The organism is Rahnella inusitata, from assembly GCF_965118895.1.
Lineage (GTDB): Bacteria > Pseudomonadota > Gammaproteobacteria > Enterobacterales > Enterobacteriaceae > Rahnella > Rahnella inusitata_A.
In genome coordinates, this window is record NZ_CBCPJJ010000021.1 from 96,521 (window position 1) to 114,247 (window position 17,727).

The 17,727-nt window shown below is 51.7% G+C and carries 18 protein-coding genes; all 18 read right to left on the reverse strand.

What is annotated here, in order from left to right:
* Nucleotides 1-2: 2 nt before the first annotated feature.
* The 18 genes from ACMHLI_RS17275 to msrP all read right to left on the reverse strand — a co-directional run bounded on the left by ACMHLI_RS17275 (nt 3) and on the right by msrP (nt 17,726).
* Nucleotides 3-1,112 (reverse strand): amino acid ABC transporter permease, encoded by a 1,110-nt coding sequence (locus ACMHLI_RS17275; protein ID WP_413530524.1) that lies wholly within the window; start codon nt 1,110-1,112, stop codon nt 3-5.
* Nucleotides 1,113-1,121: 9 nt separating this feature from the next.
* Nucleotides 1,122-2,300, reverse strand: a complete 1,179-nt coding sequence (locus ACMHLI_RS17280) for an amino acid ABC transporter permease (RefSeq protein ID WP_413530525.1) — start codon at nt 2,298-2,300, stop codon at nt 1,122-1,124.
* Between the two features lie 103 nt (nt 2,301-2,403).
* The gene (locus ACMHLI_RS17285) at nt 2,404-3,429 is read right to left on the reverse strand and encodes an amino acid ABC transporter substrate-binding protein (protein ID WP_112168400.1); all 1,026 of its coding nucleotides are present in this window, start codon (nt 3,427-3,429) and stop codon (nt 2,404-2,406) included.
* 417 nt (nt 3,430-3,846) lie between these two features.
* On the reverse strand, nt 3,847-4,032 hold the full coding sequence (locus ACMHLI_RS17290) for a hypothetical protein (RefSeq protein WP_413530526.1): 186 nt from the start codon (nt 4,030-4,032) through the stop codon (nt 3,847-3,849).
* Nucleotides 4,033-4,113: 81 nt separating this feature from the next.
* Complete coding sequence (gene lpxP, locus ACMHLI_RS17295; RefSeq protein WP_413530527.1) at nt 4,114-5,034, reverse strand: kdo(2)-lipid IV(A) palmitoleoyltransferase; 921 nt, start codon at nt 5,032-5,034, stop codon at nt 4,114-4,116.
* Between the two features lie 422 nt (nt 5,035-5,456).
* Nucleotides 5,457-5,885: a DoxX family protein gene (locus ACMHLI_RS17300; protein ID WP_413530528.1), complete on the reverse strand. Its 429-nt coding sequence runs from the start codon at nt 5,883-5,885 to the stop codon at nt 5,457-5,459.
* A gap of 204 nt (nt 5,886-6,089) precedes the next feature.
* The gene (gene fis, locus ACMHLI_RS17305; RefSeq protein ID WP_004097144.1) at nt 6,090-6,386 is read right to left on the reverse strand and encodes a DNA-binding transcriptional regulator Fis; all 297 of its coding nucleotides are present in this window, start codon (nt 6,384-6,386) and stop codon (nt 6,090-6,092) included.
* Nucleotides 6,387-6,407: 21 nt separating this feature from the next.
* Nucleotides 6,408-7,373, reverse strand: coding sequence for a tRNA dihydrouridine synthase DusB (dusB, locus tag ACMHLI_RS17310; protein ID WP_112168396.1), 966 nt, complete (start codon nt 7,371-7,373; stop codon nt 6,408-6,410).
* A gap of 398 nt (nt 7,374-7,771) precedes the next feature.
* Nucleotides 7,772-8,509 carry a carbonic anhydrase gene (locus tag ACMHLI_RS17315; RefSeq protein WP_413530529.1) on the reverse strand — a complete coding sequence of 246 codons (738 nt, stop codon included), beginning with the start codon at nt 8,507-8,509 and terminating at the stop codon, nt 7,772-7,774.
* 177 nt (nt 8,510-8,686) lie between these two features.
* The gene (prmA, locus tag ACMHLI_RS17320; protein WP_413530530.1) at nt 8,687-9,571 is read right to left on the reverse strand and encodes a 50S ribosomal protein L11 methyltransferase; all 885 of its coding nucleotides are present in this window, start codon (nt 9,569-9,571) and stop codon (nt 8,687-8,689) included.
* Between the two features lie 43 nt (nt 9,572-9,614).
* On the reverse strand, nt 9,615-11,060 hold the full coding sequence (gene panF, locus ACMHLI_RS17325; RefSeq protein WP_413530531.1) for a sodium/pantothenate symporter: 1,446 nt from the start codon (nt 11,058-11,060) through the stop codon (nt 9,615-9,617).
* Nucleotides 11,050-11,292: a YhdT family protein gene (locus tag ACMHLI_RS17330; protein ID WP_413530532.1), complete on the reverse strand. Its 243-nt coding sequence runs from the start codon at nt 11,290-11,292 to the stop codon at nt 11,050-11,052. The genes panF and ACMHLI_RS17330 overlap by 11 nt, the downstream gene beginning before the upstream one ends.
* Nucleotides 11,293-11,388: 96 nt before the next feature.
* Complete coding sequence (locus ACMHLI_RS17335) at nt 11,389-13,290, reverse strand: M60 family metallopeptidase (RefSeq protein WP_413530533.1); 1,902 nt, start codon at nt 13,288-13,290, stop codon at nt 11,389-11,391.
* A 260-nt stretch (nt 13,291-13,550) separates the two neighbouring features.
* Nucleotides 13,551-14,900 (reverse strand): acetyl-CoA carboxylase biotin carboxylase subunit, encoded by a 1,350-nt coding sequence (accC, locus tag ACMHLI_RS17340; protein ID WP_112168391.1) that lies wholly within the window; start codon nt 14,898-14,900, stop codon nt 13,551-13,553.
* 12 nt (nt 14,901-14,912) lie between these two features.
* On the reverse strand, nt 14,913-15,377 hold the full coding sequence (gene accB, locus ACMHLI_RS17345) for an acetyl-CoA carboxylase biotin carboxyl carrier protein (RefSeq protein ID WP_056776171.1): 465 nt from the start codon (nt 15,375-15,377) through the stop codon (nt 14,913-14,915).
* Between the two features lie 32 nt (nt 15,378-15,409).
* Complete coding sequence (gene aroQ / locus ACMHLI_RS17350; RefSeq protein ID WP_413530534.1) at nt 15,410-15,862, reverse strand: type II 3-dehydroquinate dehydratase; 453 nt, start codon at nt 15,860-15,862, stop codon at nt 15,410-15,412.
* Between the two features lie 241 nt (nt 15,863-16,103).
* Nucleotides 16,104-16,706 carry a protein-methionine-sulfoxide reductase heme-binding subunit MsrQ gene (gene msrQ, locus ACMHLI_RS17355; RefSeq protein ID WP_413530535.1) on the reverse strand — a complete coding sequence of 201 codons (603 nt, stop codon included), beginning with the start codon at nt 16,704-16,706 and terminating at the stop codon, nt 16,104-16,106.
* 18 nt (nt 16,707-16,724) lie between these two features.
* Nucleotides 16,725-17,726, reverse strand: coding sequence for a protein-methionine-sulfoxide reductase catalytic subunit MsrP (msrP, locus tag ACMHLI_RS17360; protein WP_413530536.1), 1,002 nt, complete (start codon nt 17,724-17,726; stop codon nt 16,725-16,727).
* Nucleotide 17,727 lies beyond the last annotated feature (1 nt).

A 17,727-nucleotide genomic window follows, 5' to 3' on the forward strand; every position in this document is an offset into this window, starting at 1 on the left:
CCTCAGTGTGCGGAACGTCCGGTGTGAAAGCGTCTTTCCAAATGCTGGCTATAACGCGACATGCTAAAACAGAAAATCCAGTAAACGGCGGCGGCGAAGACATAGCCTTCGGTCGACATACCGAGCCATTCCGGGTCAACGGTGGCTTGCTGTACGCTGCTGAACAAGTCAAACAGGCCGATGATGATCACCAGGCTGGTGTCTTTAAACAGCGCGATAATGGTATTGACCAGACCCGGTATCACCATTTTCAACGCCTGCGGCAGAATGACTAATCCCTGCGTCCTCCAGTAGCCCAGTGCCAGCGATTCAGCAGCTTCGGTCTGGCCTTTCGGCAGCGCCTGTAAACCACCGCGCACCACTTCCGCGACATACGCCGACTGAAACAGCACCACACCCACCAGTGCGCGCACCAGTTTGTCGATGTTGGTTCCTTCGGTCATGAACAGCGGCAGCATCACCGAGGACATGAACAGCACGGTGATGAGCGGTACGCCGCGCCAGAACTCGATGAAAATCACCGACAGGATGCGGACGATCGGCAGACGCGAACGTCGCGCCAGCGCCAGCAAAATTCCCAGCGGTAACGCACCGGCGATACCGACGGCGGCGATGATAAGCGTCAGCGTCAGGCCACCCCACTGGCGGGTTTCCACGCGGCTCAGACCAAAGAATCCGCCGTAAAGCATGAACCAGGTGAAGATCGGGAAGAGGACGATCCACACTGCGATATAACGTCCGCGACGTGGCATCGCTTTAAAGAAGATCGGCGCAAGCGTCAGCAGCCCGACAATCAGCGTGAGGTTGATGCGCCAGCGCTGATCGCCCGGATACAGGCCATACATAAACTGCCCGAAGCGCTGATGTACAAAGACCCAGCACGCACCGGCTTTGGTACAGTCTGCGCGCGTGGTGCCCACCCAGTTCGCCTGGAAGACAATCCAGTTGAGCATCGGAGGGATCACCAGCCACATCAGCCACACACAAAACACGGTCAGCAGGCTGTTGAACCAGCTCGAAAAGAGGTTTTTGCGCGCCCACAGCACGGCAGTCCCGAGCGGTGTGCCGGGCTTCACGGCTCTGACTCCCGGAGGAAGTGTTGTCATCGTCATGGGTTTCCCTTAACGCTCGACCAGCGCAATACGCCGGTTATAAATGTTCATCAGGAACGAGATCAGCAGGCTGATGATCAGGTAAACCGACATGGTTATAGCGATGGTTTCAATCGCCTGACCGGTCTGATTCAGCACCGTACCGGCAAACAGCGACACCATATCCGGATAACCGATAGCGGCTGCCAGTGAGGAGTTTTTGACAATATTGAGGTACTGGCTGGTCAGCGGGGGAATGATGACCCGCATCGCCTGCGGTAAAATGACCTGACGCAGCGTGACCGGATTCGGCAGGCCGAGCGAACGGGCGGCTTCATGCTGGCCGTGCGATACCGACTGAATACCGGAGCGGATCACCTCGGCGATAAACGTCGAGGTGTAGACCGACAGCGCCAGCGTTAATGCCGCCAGCTCTGGTATCAGCACCATGCCGCCACGGAAGTTAAATCCGCGCAGGGCGGGGACGTCCCAGTGAACGGCAGGCCCGAAGAACAGATGTGCAAGCGCCGGGAACGCCAGCAGCATCAGCACTGCCCAGGGCCAGATACGCCAGACGCGGCCAGTGTGGATCTGACGAAAATGGTTGTAACGTTTCAGCGCGAAAATCCCGAATACGGCCAGCAGCAGGGCGATGAAACCGGCCAGACTACCCGGCGATAACTCCGGCGACGGCAGGTATAAACCGCGGTTGCTGACGAAGGCCAGATCAAATGCATTGAGACTTTGACGCGGGCCAGGCAGGTTTCGCAGTACCGCGAAGTACCAGAAGAAGATTTGCAGCAGCGGGGGAATATTACGGAACGTCTCAATATAGACCGTCGAGACTTTGCGAATCAGCCAGTTATCGGAGAGGCGTCCTAACCCGATAATGAACCCGAGAATCGATGCGAACACGATGCACAGCGCAGAAACCAGCAGGGTATTAAGCAAGCCGATAACAAAGACACGGGCGTATGTGTCGCCTTCCTGGTAATCAATGAGATGCTGAACAATGCCGAAACCGGCACCTTTCTCAAGAAACGCAAATCCCGAGGTGATCCCTCGTGTAGTCAGATTGGTAATGGTGTTGTGGAGAAGGTAACCGAGACAGGCTACCAGCAACACCACCGCGAAAATTTGGTAAATCCAGGCGCGGACTGCCGGGTTGGTCAGCGAGAACGAAGCCTTTACGGTTGGGCGTTGCGACATTATTAACCTCGACCTGCAGGTAAAACCGTGGAAGTGATGCACCGGGGAACGACCGGTGCACCAACATCCTTAAACACTTTTCAACGTCAAGAACGAAAGATATTTAGCGAACCGGTGGAGCGTACTGGATCCCGCCTTTATTCCACAGGGCGTTCTGACCACGTTTGATTTTCAACTCACTGCCCTGACCGACATTGCGCTCAAAGCTTTCGCCGTAGTTGCCGACTTGTTTAACGATTTTTACTACCCAGTCGTTAGGTACTTTCAGGTCAGCACCGTAGGTCCCGGTTTTGCCCAGCAGGTTGCTCATGTCTGGCGTAGTCGGGTTAGCGGCCAGCTGATCCACGTTGGCAGAGGTCACGCCCATTTCTTCGGCATTCAGCATGGCGTACAGAGACCAGCGCACAACGGCCAGCCAGTCTTCATCACCACGACGAACGACCGGTCCCAGAGGTTCTTTCGAAATCACTTCCGGCAGAACGATGAATTCATCCGGTTTGCCCAGTTTGATACGCAGTGCATACAGTTGAGACTGGTCAGAAGCGAGGGTGTCACAGCGGCCTGAATCCAGCGCTTTAGCACTTTCGTCAGAACGGTCGAAGGTCACCGGGGTGTAGGTCATTTTGTTGGCTTTGAAGTAGTCAGCCACGTTCAGCTCGGTATCCGTACCGGCCTGCAGGCAGACTGTCGCACCGTCGAGCTCTTTGGCGCTTTTCAAACCGGCTTTCTGATGCGTCAGGAAGCCGATGCCGTCGTAGTAGTTAACGCCAGCGAAGATCATGCCCATGCCCGCGTCGCGGGATGAGGTCCAGGTGGTGTTACGGGACAGGATGTCCACTTCACCAGACTGCAGCGCGGTGAAGCGCTCTTTGGCGGTCAGCGGGGTGTATTTCACTTTCTCAGCATCACCAAATACCGCTGCGGCGACTGCGCGGCAAAGATCCACGTCGATACCGGTGAATTTGCCTTTGGAATCAGCGTAGGAGAAGCCCGGCAGACCATCGCTGATACCGCATTGTACGAAACCTTTCTTTTTAACTGCATCCAGAGTAGTACCGGCATGCGCCTGACCAGCCAGTGTCACGAAGCTTGCTGCGGCAATCAGCGTTGAGAGCAATATTTTTTTCATAAAGCGTCCTGTGAGACAAAACTGAGAATTATTATTGTGTGAGTGCCGGGGCACCCTGTCTGTTTTGGGGCGTCGCCCTCTGCACCTGTCATTGCAAGGGGAGTGCCAACATCGAAAAACGGCCATCAATCTAGTCACAGTGAGGAATTAGTCAGTAACATTGACGGACGTTATGAAATGTATTGCCCTGTTTCAGTGCGCGGTCAATGTGACTGCCGTAAAAGGGTGCGGAGAATTTATTATTTGGAGTGCAGATCTCGTTGCTCCCTAATCATTCGTAAACAGAAGTATTTCGTATGATTGAGGCGCGGGAGGAAGGATTAAACTAGGGCAGTGCGTTGATCAGTGCTGCGCGTGACAGTTAAACAGGCAATAAAAAACCCACGCGCGGTGGGTTTTCTTAAGCCGTGCCGGATATCATTCCGTCTGATCTTTACTGCCCTGGATCAGTTTACGGGCAGCGGCGATCTGGTCGTTGTCCGGCGTTTTAGGTTTGGCGTTGTTCAGTGCGGTGCTGAGGCTGGAACGTCCCCACAGGTCGAAACTGTCGTCATCTTTCAGGTGATCAAAAATGGAAGGGGCTGCGTCAGGTTTTTTAGCCATGATGGTTACCGTTCTCTTGTTTATATGCCATTCAATGAAAAAGCCCGACGCGGAGGCTTCGGGCTTGAGGTTTTATCACGCTTAGAGATAGAGAGAAGGCGTGCCCGCCGGGCGGGTTTTAAAGCGGCGATGGAGCCAGAGATACTGGTCTGGCGCGCGCATAATTTCGGTTTCAATGACGCGGTTCATATAAGCCGCCGCTGCCATTTCATCATCAATAGGGTAATCCTGTAACGCCGGCTGAATCACCAGATCGTAACCTTTACCGGCCGGTTTACGTACCAGGACAACGGTTATCAACGCGGGTTTTGCCAGACGTGCCAGCATATAGGTGCCGCTGGTGGTGGCGGCTTCATTGACGGCAAACAGCGGGGCAAAAACGCTGCCGCGCGGGCCGTAGTCCTGATCTGGTGCAAACCAGACGGCTTCGCCCTTTTTCAGCGCATGAACCATTCCGCGTAAATCTTTGCGATCCAGCATCGCTTTGTTGGAACGCATACGACCCCAGGTCTGCACGAATTCCATCGCTTTATTATTATGCGGTCGGTACATCGCCATCATCGGCTGACATAGCCCCATCGCACGGCCACCCAGTTCCAGCGACATAAAATGCACGCCGATAACCAGGACGCCCTGATTGTTTTCCTGCGCCTTTTTCAGGTTGTGCAGGCCGCTGACGTCAAACCAGCGTTTAACACGGGCGTCTGACCAAAACCAGGCCATGCCGGTTTCAAGTAAGCCCATGCCGAGAGATTCAAAATTGCTGACAATTCTGGCTTCGATCTGTTCTGGCGTCAGATCAGGGAAACACAATTGCAGGTTACGGCGGGTGATGGACACACGGCGTTTCAGAAAACGCATGGAAGTACGGCCAAGCCAGACGCCTAAACGGTATAAAACCGGATAAGGAAGCTGAACCAGAAGGAACAAGACGCCGAGACCGAACCAGGTCAGCCAGTAGCGTGGATGTAAAAACGAAGCGCGAAATCGTGGAGATGTCATAAATGCCTAATCATCTGCATTAAAGAAATCAGAGTAACGCGTGAGCTCACAGCATGGCGCGGTACGGATTATCCTGCAAATAGTGGGACAACACATGCCTGGCAATGTTTTAAAAACGTCGATAATTGACGCAAAATTTACATTAACAGGCGTTACATTGAGAAGCCGGGATCGCGAAGCTGAAGGGCTGTCCGTAGGCGTTGAGCGGGGCGAATACGACTCTTACTGCAAAGTATAACATGTTATCTGAGCGTTCGGCTGAGGGTAATTTTCCGATAATCATGCGAATCGGCATCCATTTTGAGATGTTTTAAGCAACCGGCTAAAAACGATACATAAAGCAGATGTATCTCTTTGAGAAAGCAATCCCATTGACGTGGAGAGCCGGCATGCTGCAGTAAAAAAGCATGCCGTAACAGATATTACCGATATAACGGATTGCTCATCACCGAGTAACGGCCACTGCCGTACAGCGCGATAACAATGGCGGCCATAAAGTAATACACAATATCTTCAATCGCCCATGCACCGACCGGTGACAATGCGAACGTATGGTGAACGCCAACCATCAGCCAGGCGACGACCATTGTGGCAGCGGCAGAAAGCGCCGCCAGGCGAGTGAAGATCCCCAGTATCATCATGACCGGGGCAATCACTTCGCCGATGATCACGCCATACGCCACGAAAGCTGGAATGCCATAATCCGCCAGCATCCCCTGAATGCCACCCAGCCCGTCGTGCAGCTTGTGCCAGCCATGAAAAATCAGCAGCCCGTAGGTGATACGTAGCAGCAGAATGGCCAGATCCGGCTTATTCAGCGCGGCGGTAAAACGCGTATAAAGTTGCTTCATTGATTGCGACTCCCCAGAGATACTTTTTGTCACTCTAAAGTAATTCTTAATCGTTGAATGCGGGAGAGAATTATTCTCATCGCGGTTGATCTGGGTTAAGTTTTGAGCGGATATCGAGGGGGGAGAGAGTGACAGTGCGAGGTTTAACAAAAAAGGCGCTCCCCTTGCGGAAAAGCGCCTTTTCAAGACAACGACTGATTAGTATCAGTTCATGCCGTATTTTTTCAGTTTCTTACGCAGCGTACCGCGGTTGATACCCATCATCAGGGCCGCACGAGTCTGGTTGCCACGGGTGTACTGCATCACCATGTCCAACAGTGGCTGTTCAACTTCAGCCAAAACCAACTCATACAGGTCATTCACGTCCTGACCGTTCAGTTGAGCAAAATAGCCCTTAAGTGCTTGTTTTACCGAGTCACGCAGAGGCTTTTGAGTCACCTGGTCTTGTGAGTTTACGGTTGAAACGGTCAGTACGTCAGAATTCACGCGTTGTTCGAACATAGTTCTGTCAGCTCTTTTTTGTTACGCAAGATTTTCGAAATATGCTTCCAACGCCTCCAGCTGTTCGCTGGCATCCTCTATGGCGTTGAAGGAGCGCCGAAACTGGTCACTCGGGGCATGTTCCTGGAGATACCATGAAACATGCTTACGGGCGATACGGAATCCCTTGCCTTGACCATAAAAGTCGTGCAGTTCCCGTACGTGCCCTATTAACAAGCGCTGTACCTCACCCAAAGGCGGTGGCGGTAACAGTTCCCCTGTGTCCAGATAGTGCTGGATTTCCCGGAAGATCCAGGGTCTCCCCTGAGCGGCACGTCCTATCATCAGAGCATCAGCTCCGGTGTAGTCGAGCACCGCTCTGGCTTTATGCGGGTCAGTTATGTCGCCATTCGCGATAATCGGAATGGAAACACTCTGCTTAACTGTCCGAATACTGTCGTACTCTGCATCTCCATTGAAAAGGCAGGCACGGGTTCGGCCATGAATTGTCAGGGCCTGAATTCCACAGTCTTCAGCCAATTGGGCAATTTGTACACAGTTACGGTGTTCCGGTGCCCAACCAGTACGAATTTTCAACGTGACTGGCACATCTACCGCGTTAACCACGGCAGTGAGGATTTGTTTGACCAAATCCGGATACTGCAACAGCGCAGATCCTGCCAGTTTGCGGTTCACTTTCTTGGCCGGGCAGCCCATATTGATGTCAATGATCTGCGCACCGCTCGCCACATTAATTCGGGCGGCAGCCGCCATATCTTCGGGATCGCAACCGGCAATTTGCACGGCACGGATTCCCGGTTCATCGTTATGCACCATACGCAATCGGGACTTGTCCGTCCGCCACACTTCCGGATTGGAAGAGAGCATTTCGGATACAGCCATCCCAGCACCCATCGCATGACATAAGGCACGAAACGGTCGGTCTGTTATACCGGCCATTGGGGCCGCAATCAGGCAATTTGTAAGCTGGTGGTGTCCGATGCGCATAGACTTAGAATGACCATACTGATGTCCGCAAGGGCGCGTATATTACGCATTTTTGATGTGAGATGAAAGGCCAAACTTTGAGCAATTTGATAAGAAAATGCCTGGCGGCTGCGAATATTGAGCGTTATTTTGTATTTTATATAACATTAACATTGAGTTAAGTGTGAGCGGTTAAATTGTGCGCTTGAGGAAATTCCTAATATCTCTCTAAATCACCCTGTTATAACAGGTGATTCTAAGGGCCTGATCGACGTTTTAAGCATCAACAACCACAAAATTCCGTGATGCAGATCGCTACATGGTCAGAAAGTAACTTCTTTTTAGGAAACCTGGAAAGGATTCACCCGTGAAAAGAGAGGCAGCAGAAGTGAGCTCTGTACCTCATCTGGCAGACGTTATTATTCAGCGACGATGACGCGGCCGTGCAGCTCCTGCACAGGGCGATTATTGGCATGATGCATCGCATGCTGGAATTTCTCCAGCTGCGCTTGTGAAAGCGTTTGAGGCTGTGTCATCACTAGCCAGCGAACGCCCTCGGTGCACGGTGGCGTGGTCAGCGAACCGCTAAAGCGGTAGTGGCTCTGTTCAGTAGGCAGCAATTTAGAAAGATTCACTTTTTCGGTGATATTTGCCGGTTTGCCTTGTTCAGACGGCATCTTCTCCCAGATGTTCGCCAGTTCTTTATTCTCATCACCCACGTTGAACATCACCGCGACTACGGCGATTTCACCCGCGGCGTTGGTATGTACAAAGTGAGCTTCCATCGGGAAGGATTTCCCATCGATGGTGTTTTCGCTTGGCGAATGGAAATGGAACTGTTGCAGTGTGAAGGTTTCGCCATCCACAATCAGGGTGTCGCCCTTCGGCACGTTGACCTGAACGCTATGGCCGTTGTTCACAACGCTTTCAGGCGCAGCCAGATAGCTGATGGATAAAGGTGTGGCATGTACCGGGGAAGCATTGTGGATATCCACAGGAGACTGATTCTTGCCGTTGGTACATTCGCTGAATTCCGGACTGATTTTGGACCAGTTTTGCGGAGCGCCGTTACCTTCATAAGACCAGTGTGTTTGTTCGCTGGCAAATGCAGAAATACTGCAGGTGGCCAGGACAATGGCCAGTAATTTAATTTTCATGAAACTTCCCTTTTCTAAAGTCGTTTAAACACATGGATAAAAACCATGCGAATTGTAAGGACTTCGTGGAAGGGTTGACAGAGCAGAGAGTGGCAGTAATAACTTTTCAGAGGAAATCGCATTTTGTGCGCAGGAAATAGCCCGTCCCTGAGGTGAACGGGCATGAAATTGCAGGGATCAGGCTTTTTTAACACCAGTTATCCGGCACCATTCTTCTTTCTCGGCAACCGCATCCAGCTCGAACTTATCTTTATACGCATCGGCCACGCTTTGCGCCTGACTCGCCAGAATACCGGAAAGCCCCAAACTACCGCCTGCCACTGGTAATACGCCAATCAGCGGCGCCAGTTCACGCAGCGGGCCGGCCAGGATATTGGCGACCACCACGTCTGCTGACAGGTTCTCTGGCTGATCTTTTGGCAGATACAGCGACAAACGCTCAGATACGCCGTTACGTTCGGCGTTATCGCGGCTGGCCTGGATAGCCTGCGGATCGATGTCGATCCCGACGACGTGTTTTGCGCCCAACTTCAGCGCGGCGATCGCCAGAATGCCGGAGCCACAGCCGAAGTCGATCACGGTTTTATCGGTAAGCTCCAGACTGTCGAGCCATTGCAGGCACATCGCCGTAGTCGGGTGAGTCCCGGTGCCGAACGCCAGACCCGGATCCAGCATCACGTTTACGGCGGTCGGATCCGGGACGTCGCGCCAGCTCGGGCAAATCCACAGACGCTCGCCAAAACGCATCGGATGGAAGTTATCCATCCACTCACGTTCCCAGTCTTTGTCTTCCAGTTGCTCGATTTTGTGTACGAAACCTTTGCCCAGCAGCGGTTCGTTCTCAAGCAGGGCAACGACTTCTGCCATGTCAGTTTCGGCATCGTACAGGCCGATAGCATCGGTATCGCCCCACAGCAGGGTTTCGCCCGGCAGGGGTTCAAACACCGGATTATCATGTGTGTCCTGGAAAGTAACGGACACCGCACCACTTTCGATAAGCGCGTCGCTCAGCGTTTCCGCGTCATTACCGGTGGTGTTAATTTTCAGTTGGATCCAAGGCATAGCGATTCTCTTCTTAGCAATCTGTTAAATCAGTACCGCCCGGTCAGGACGGCTTGAATGCGGTTTCGCGCGGCTGTACGCCAAATTTATTGCCGATATAAAACGCCAGCAATCCCAGCGACAGCGACGGCACAATCGGATGCAGACCGGCAATGTGCAGGTCGAGACTGGCGAGCAGGGTATAACAAACTGCGCCAACAATCATTGAGCTCAGCGCACCGGTGGCGTTCGCGCGCTCCCAGTAAAGGCCGAGCACCAGGGGCCACAGGAATACCGCTTCCAGCCCGCCAAAGGCCAGAAGATTAAGCCAGATGATCATTTCAGGCGGACGCCACGCGGCCAGTACCACCAGCAAACCGAGGATGAACGTTGCCCAGCTGGAGAAGCGTTTTAAACGGCGCTCGTTGGTGATTTGCTCTGGTTTTACGCCGAGGTACAAGTCTTTAACAATCGTCGCAGACGACTGCAAAAGCTGGGCGTTAATGGTCGACATAATCGCGGCCATCGGAGCGGCGAGGAATATTCCGGCGGCATAAGGCGGCAGGACAGTGATCATCAGTGTCGGGATTACCTGATCGGGGATCTTCAGGTCAGGCAAGATAGCGCGACCAAGCGCCCCGGCCAGATGCATCCCAAACATCAGGATGGCGACCACCACTGTGCCGAGCATGATACCGCGATGCACCGCTTTGCTGTCTTTGTAGGAGATACAGCGCACGGCTGTGTGCGGCAGGCCGATCACCCCAAAGCACACCAAAATCCAGAAGGACGCCATAAACGGCAGCGAAAGAACGTCATCACCGCCGTGGACGGACACGAGTTTCGGGTCGATCTGTTGCAGTTTATCGACGGCACTGTGGAGACCACCGGCCGCATGGATCACCGCCACCAGCAGCAAAATCGTGCCCAGCAGCATCACCAGCCCCTGCATCGCATCGTTGAGCACGCTGGCACGGAAACCGCCAAACGCAGTATACAGTGCGATACTCACACCAAAAATTAGCAGACCGGTGTCATAAGGGATCCCGGCCGCTGTTTCCAGCAGACGTGCGCCACCGATAAACTGCACGGTCATTGCGCCGAGGAACGCGACCAGCAGACTCAGGCTTGCCAGCCAGACCAGCAGACGGCTCTGATAGCGCGCGAACAGCATATCGTTGAGGGTCACGGCGTTATAGCGTCGTGCCAGAATAGCGAATTTTTTGCCCAGCACGCCGAGCGACAGCCAGACCGCCGGTAGCTGAATCATCGCCAGTAATACCCAGCCGAGGCCGAATTTATACGCCGCACCCGGGCCGCCAATAAAGGAGCTGGCGCTGATGTATGTCGCGGTGAGGGTCATCGCCAGTACGAAACCGCCCATCGAGCGGTTACCGAGGAAGTACTCGGTGAGGAAGTTGCCCTGCTGACGGCGGGTATAGGCATACACTGACAATCCGAACACCAGCAATAAATAGGCCACCAGCGGTAATAAGACTTCAGTCTGCATGATGGTCCTCCAGCGGAATATCGCGATAGATGACGCGAACCATCAGCCAGCTCAAAAGAATAAAAATCAGCGGAACCAGAAGGCAGGCCATCTCAAACCAGTGCGGAAGACCGGTGATGCCCTGTTTATCATCAGGAATGTAGGCGGCAAAACACCACGCCAGCAGATAAGCAATCGTCAGCCCGAATGCCCAGCGGGCTTCCCGGTTGGCTTGTAGAAATCGCGTGTCCATTTTTAACCCGTAAAATCTAAATAAAGTGGGATTTTACGGGTTATGACATTTTTCGCAGTATTTATTTACCGGGCGATATTTCGCCCGGCGAAGGTATTACTTGGTGATGTTTACATTGATTTTGAGATCTGCAGCCCAGTCGGCATGATGCCAGTCACGGCCTAACAGGTGCGCAGTGCCGTGGTAGGAACCTTCTGGCAGATTCAGGTTATCCTCTTTTATATAACGGATTTGAATAAACTGTGTTGTACCCGTTACACAATTAGCGCTGGTATTTAGCGTATATCTTCCACACTGACCTGTTGATTTGGTCCCGCGCAGCATGACAGTAAACGGACGCATTTTGCTGTCAACGACCTGAGCGCTGAACATTGTTTCACCGGAATTGGCCCAGGCTAATGATTTTGGTCCAGCAGTATTTGCAGGAACAATAAAGCCGATATTCTTCGCGGTACCGTCGAGCATTGAAGTGTTAACTGTGGCAGAGCCGTAGTTGCTGTCGAGTGTCACCGTGAGTTCCTGCGCAGGCTGGAGCGGTTGACTTAACTTCATCGCTTCAATCGCTGCGGAAGCCTCTGCTGAATAAGCTATATCCCAGCGTTGGAAATACTCACGCAGATCGTTCTTTGAGTATTTACTGGCATTGATGACAAACCAGTCTCGCTTTTGTTGAGAACTATTAAAGAGAGATTTATTATTGCCGAAGTTGTATTCACTCCTGTATGCCTTACCCAACTGAGCATACATGTCCGGATAAGTGAAATTCAGCTGAGCATACATGGTCGCTCTTTTGAATTCGTCGCCAGTGGTGACTACTTCACCGGAACGAAGGAATAGCCCAACAGAATAGGGGCTCCAGGTCAGTTCTTTAACAGCCTTATTCGGGTGGCAGGGAGTGGCGGGCATATCACCCAGGAAACGTGTACAGTTTGCGATAGAGTAGAGGTTTACCGTCACTTCTGTTTCAGATGACCAAGACCATCCCATTTGATGCTGGTGGCCATATTCATGCCAATCTAACCAAGATGTATTCTGGGGGAATTTGTCCGACGGGTTGCCTATCGCGGTAAAGCCCTGACCTCCGGAAGCAAAACAGCAGGCCTGAAATGAGGTGGCAAGTAAACTTCTCGAGGGTTGATTCAATGTCGTTGATGCATCAAAACCATTAAGGTGGTCGTCTTCGACGGTTATGTCGAGATATTGTCTCAACAGATTGACCATATCCACATTTTGCGCACCCTTCATTTTTGCATTAGTGGCCATCATTCGCGAACGGCCGTCGAAAAGGAAGGTCAGTCCTGATGGAGTGGTTTGATTACTGAGTGTTTTCCACTCTGTTTGCGAGTTCTCACCAAAGATAAAAATAGGTTGTTCTGTACCGCCCTCGGTAATTTCTACATGAACCGACTTATCAACATTCGGCATATCCAGAGAACCATCTACGCAGTCAACCATAACAAGCCCATCTCTTTTCATTTCATAATCAAGAGTGGATGAGCCGTTCAGAACTTGTTCGTCATAGGCATGATTTTGACTGTTGAAACCTACTCCAGTGAGGACAGAACATCCAACACCCTGAGGTATCTCTCCGGCGCTGACTTTGATGACATTGCCTGTTTTACCATAGGTACGAGTGATGAAACTTGCGTTTCTCCCATTCCCGGTGGATCTATTTCTCCCGTTGGTATGACCTTCTGTTACTGGAATATTATAAGCATTTTTATTATCGAGTGGATATATTTCCAGCGTTCTTTTTAACCAGAATAAATTATCGTTAACATTTGCGCTACGGGCGAGTGAATCACTGATATTCGCATTGAGTAATTGTTGACTGGTGCCTAATGCCTGTAATGCCTCGTTAAAACCTTCGTTATCTGCATAGTTTGTCCACCATGCATTCTGTGTCTGATTTGCTGAGGTATTATCTGCTGAAGCCATCATTGGCATACATAATGCAATTAAACTCAAAGCAAATACATTACTCGTTAAGTTTTTCATATAGTCCCTTTTGAATAAGCTGAATAGCCAAGGGATAATAACACTTTGTATTTTTTTCAGAAATTATAGAATTTACTTGGTATATCTAGTTGAAACATACTTTATTATAATTAGTTTGTAATGTAATCCATCGGTAAAATAATGTAATTTCAGAATAATACATTAATTAATAATTTTATCTTATTGGCTAAACGATGATTTTCTAATCAAAAAAACCCTCAGTCTGTGAAGATCTGAGGGTTTTATTTAACGCTGGGAGGTTACTTTTCCTGCAAACCGAGTTTTTTCTCCAGATAGTGGATGTTTGTCCCACCGATCTGGAAGTTCTCGTCATTCATGATGCGCTGTTGCAGTTCAATGTTGGTTTTGATGCCGTCGATGATAAGCTCCGCCAGTGCATTTTTCATGCGGGCGATGGCCACTTCACGGGTTTCGCCGTAAGTGATCAGTTTACCAATCATGGAATCGTAATACGGAGGCACGGTGTAGCCTGCGTAGATGTGCGATTCCCAACGAACACCGAAACCGCCAGGTGCGTGGAAACGAGTGATTTTGCCCGGGCTTGGCAGGAAGGTGTTTGGGTCTTCCGCGTTAATACGGCATTCCACCGCATGGCCTTTGACACGCACTTCGTCTTGTTTGATCGACAGAGGCTGACCGGAAGCGATCCGCAGCTGCTCTTTGATCAAATCCACACCGGTGATCATCTCGGTAACCGGATGCTCAACCTGGATACGGGTGTTCATTTCGATGAAGAAGAACTCACCGTTTTCGTACAGGAACTCGAAAGTACCCGCACCGCGGTAACCGATATCCACACAGGCTTTTGAACAACGTTCGCCGATGAAACGACGCAGTTCTTCCGTGATGCCTGGTGCTGGCGCTTCTTCCACGACTTTCTGGTGGCGACGCTGCATGGAGCAGTCACGTTCAGCCAGATAGACCGCGTTGCCCTGACCGTCGGCCAGTACCTGAATTTCCACGTGACGTGGATTTTCGAGGTATTTCTCCATGTACACCATGTCGTTGTTGAAAGCCGCTTTGGCTTCCGCACGGGTCATGTTGATGGACTGTTCGAGATCTTTGTCGCTGCGCACAACGCGCATACCACGACCGCCACCGCCGCCAGAGGCTTTGATGATGACCGGATAGCCGATGCGTTTGGCGAAGCCACGGTTAAGATCCATGTCGTCGCCCAGCGGGCCGTCAGAACCTGGTACACAAGGAACGCCAGCGGCTTTCATCGCGTGGATGGCAGATACTTTATCGCCCATCAGGCGGATAGTTTCTGCTTTCGGGCCGATGAAGATGAAGCCTGAACGCTCAACCTGTTCTGCGAAATCCGCATTCTCGGACAGGAAACCATAGCCAGGGTGAATAGCCACCGCGCCGGTAATTTCTGCTGCAGCGATAATTGCAGGGATGTTCAGATAACTTTTAACTGAAGGTGCAGGGCCGATACAGACGGTTTCGTCTGCCAGCAGCACGTGTTTCAGGTCACGGTCAGCGGTGGAGTGCACAGCAACGGTTTTGATGCCCATTTCTTTACAGGCACGCAAAATACGCAGGGCAATTTCGCCGCGGTTCGCGATAACAATTTTATCTACCATGGTACGCCTCGTTTATTCGATGACGACCAGCGGCTCGTCGAATTCAACCGGTTGGCCGCTTTCTACCAGAATTGCTTTAACAACACCGGATTTGTCCGCTTCGATTTGGTTCATCATTTTCATCGCTTCAACGATGCAAAGAGTATCGCCAGCGTTCACTTTCTGGCCCACTTCGATAAAGGCTTTCGCGTCCGGGCTTGGCGTGCGGTAGAAAGTACCTACCATCGGGGAGCGAACGATGTGACCACTGATTGCAGCCGGAGCAGCGGCTTCAGCAGGTGCTGCTGGAGCAACCGCAGCAGCCAGACCAGGCTGCTGTTGAACAGGCATAGCGTACGCCTGTTGCATCATAGGATAAGCCTGCGCAGGTGCAGCACGGCTGATACGAACTGACTCTTCACCTTCAGAAATTTCCAGTTCAGAAATGCCTGATTCTTCAACCAGTTCGATCAGTTTTTTAATTTTACGAATATCCATGGGTGTGATTCCGTACTCTTTTTGCGTAGAAATTAGTGGGTTTTAGACAAGCGATTAACCGCTGCCTGTAAAGCAAAGTGGTAGCCGTCTGCGCCAAGTCCGCAAATGACGCCCACTGCGATGTCGGAAAGATAGGAATGATGCCGGAACGCTTCGCGGGCATGGACATTTGACAGATGGATTTCGATAAACGGAATCGAGACCCCCAGTAATGCATCGCGTAGCGCCACGCTGGTATGGGTAAAGGCCGCGGGATTGATGAGGATAAAATCGACATTTCCGCGTGCCTGATGAATGCGTTCAATCAGGACATGTTCTGCGTTAGATTGCAGATGGCTCAGTGCCACATCAGCGGCAGCAGCCTGCATTTCCAAACCTTTAACAATATCGTTGAGCGTGGTGTGTCCGTACGTTTCAGGCTCACGGGTGCCTAACAAATTCAGGTTAGGACCGTTCAGTAGCAAAATGTCAAACTTATGCGCCATTGTGAGCCTATCTCCGGCAATTAGACAAAGATTGTAGAAAATACCCTGATGTCACCGATTTGTCACCTGTTTCGGGTCAAATCGTCCTGTCTCCTCAACATGAGGTCGGGCATTATAATGATATCGTGGCAATTAGCAGCTAAATACTGGTCTTATCAGCGAAGATAATCAACCCTTGGCCGGTACAAGAGGGTTGATTTACAGGAATTATGAGGGGCAGAACACAGAAAAGTTCCGCAGCCTATCGCAGCCACTGGCGGAATTTCTTATAACGAAGTGCCAACAAAATGGCGGCAATTGCGGCGTAGATCACCGGTTGCGGCGATAACACTTTCACCGACCAAAGATAGTGGATCGGCGCAAGAATGGCGATAAGATAGATAAAATTATGCAACTTTTGCCACGCTGCGCCCATTTTACGCTGCGCCCACAGCGTCGAAGTGCAGGCCAGTGCCAGCAGCAGTATCCAGCTGATAATCCCCAGGGTGAGATAGGGACGAGAAATCAGTTCACTGCCTAACAACTTCAGGTTACTGACACCCAGTTCGAGGAAGGAATAACTCAGAAGATGCAGTGTTGCCCACGCAAAACACCACAATCCCAGCAGACGGCGGATACGGATCAGCAGCGGTTGCTTGTCATAGCGCGCAACTGGCGTAACCAGCAGCGTCACCAGTAAAAATTTCAGCGTCATCCGACCGGTAAAATGCTGAATATCTTTCGCCGGATCGGCGCTGAACCAGCCCTGATCGACAGAAAGCAGCAGCCATAAAAAAGGCAGGGTTGCGGCAAGCCAGATGATCACTTTCAGCCAGGTAATGTTTGCAGGGCTCAGACGGCGCATAAGTATGACTTCCTTTCCTTAATAGAACTTACGAAGATCCATGCCGTGATACATCGATGCCACCTGTTCGGCATAACCGTTGAACAGTAGCGTCGGCTGGCGCTTCACATCAAGTAATCCGCCGGCGCCGATAAAGCGTTCTGTTGCCTGCGACCAGCGCGGATGATCCACATGCGGGTTCACGTTGGCATAAAAGCCGTATTCGTTGGTGGCGATCTGGTTCCACGTCGTTGGCTGTTCATTTTTGGTGAACTTGATGTTCACGATAGATTTGATGCCTTTAAAGCCATATTTCCACGGCACCGTCAGGCGGATAGGTGCACCGTTTTGCGGCGGTAACGCTTTGCCGTAAACGCCGACGGTCAGCATCGCCAGCGGATTCATCGCTTCATCTATACGCAATCCTTCCACGTACGGATAATCCAGCCCGCCGCCAATAAACCGGTCTTTCTGGCCGGGCATGTGCTCCGGGTCATACAGCGTGGTGAAGGATACATAGCGCGCATTGCTGGTAGGTTCGGCGAGTTTGAGAATATTACTCAGCTGGAAACCGACCCAGGGCACCACCATCGACCATGCCTCTACGCAGCGCATACGGTAGATGCGCTGCTCGAGCGGGAAGCGCTTCATGATGTCATCCATATCCAGCGTCATCGGTTTACCGACTTCGCCATCAAGGGTGATTTTCCACGGCGATGTGACCAGTTGCCCTGCGTTGGCGGCCGGATCGGCCTTGTCCAGACCAAATTCATAGAAATTATTGTAACCGGTGACTTTATCTTCCGGCGTCAGCGGCAGGTCATTCTGATAAGCAGCAGGTTTACTGAAGTCCAGCGGTTTACCGGAAGGTGCGGGCGGGCGGTCGTGCCCTTTAAACCAGGAGAGGATATCCGCCTGGGCAGTCTGCGGAAGTGCCAGTGCCGCAGCGCTAATCCCCAGCGCCTGCAAAACTTTGCGGCGATCGTAGAAAATGCTTTCAGGCGTGACATCCGCCTCGGTGAGTTTGCGGGGCTTATACATG

Coding starts and splice junctions, on each gene's coding strand:
- ACMHLI_RS17275 (WP_413530524.1), bottom strand. CDS start 1,112: ATGACGATGACAACACTTCCTCCGGGAGTCAGAGCCGTGAAGCCCGGC.
- ACMHLI_RS17280 (WP_413530525.1), bottom strand. CDS start 2,300: ATGTCGCAACGCCCAACCGTAAAGGCTTCGTTCTCGCTGACCAACCCG.
- ACMHLI_RS17285 (WP_112168400.1), bottom strand. CDS start 3,429: ATGAAAAAAATATTGCTCTCAACGCTGATTGCCGCAGCAAGCTTCGTG.
- ACMHLI_RS17290 (WP_413530526.1), bottom strand. CDS start 4,032: ATGGCTAAAAAACCTGACGCAGCCCCTTCCATTTTTGATCACCTGAAA.
- lpxP (WP_413530527.1), bottom strand. CDS start 5,034: ATGACATCTCCACGATTTCGCGCTTCGTTTTTACATCCACGCTACTGG.
- ACMHLI_RS17300 (WP_413530528.1), bottom strand. CDS start 5,885: ATGAAGCAACTTTATACGCGTTTTACCGCCGCGCTGAATAAGCCGGAT.
- fis (WP_004097144.1), bottom strand. CDS start 6,386: ATGTTCGAACAACGCGTGAATTCTGACGTACTGACCGTTTCAACCGTA.
- dusB (WP_112168396.1), bottom strand. CDS start 7,373: ATGCGCATCGGACACCACCAGCTTACAAATTGCCTGATTGCGGCCCCA.
- ACMHLI_RS17315 (WP_413530529.1), bottom strand. CDS start 8,509: ATGAAAATTAAATTACTGGCCATTGTCCTGGCCACCTGCAGTATTTCT.
- prmA (WP_413530530.1), bottom strand. CDS start 9,571: ATGCCTTGGATCCAACTGAAAATTAACACCACCGGTAATGACGCGGAA.
- panF (WP_413530531.1), bottom strand. CDS start 11,060: ATGCAGACTGAAGTCTTATTACCGCTGGTGGCCTATTTATTGCTGGTG.
- ACMHLI_RS17330 (WP_413530532.1), bottom strand. CDS start 11,292: ATGGACACGCGATTTCTACAAGCCAACCGGGAAGCCCGCTGGGCATTC.
- ACMHLI_RS17335 (WP_413530533.1), bottom strand. CDS start 13,290: ATGAAAAACTTAACGAGTAATGTATTTGCTTTGAGTTTAATTGCATTA.
- accC (WP_112168391.1), bottom strand. CDS start 14,900: ATGGTAGATAAAATTGTTATCGCGAACCGCGGCGAAATTGCCCTGCGT.
- accB (WP_056776171.1), bottom strand. CDS start 15,377: ATGGATATTCGTAAAATTAAAAAACTGATCGAACTGGTTGAAGAATCA.
- aroQ (WP_413530534.1), bottom strand. CDS start 15,862: ATGGCGCATAAGTTTGACATTTTGCTACTGAACGGTCCTAACCTGAAT.
- msrQ (WP_413530535.1), bottom strand. CDS start 16,706: ATGCGCCGTCTGAGCCCTGCAAACATTACCTGGCTGAAAGTGATCATC.
- msrP (WP_413530536.1), bottom strand. CDS start 17,726: ATGTATAAGCCCCGCAAACTCACCGAGGCGGATGTCACGCCTGAAAGC.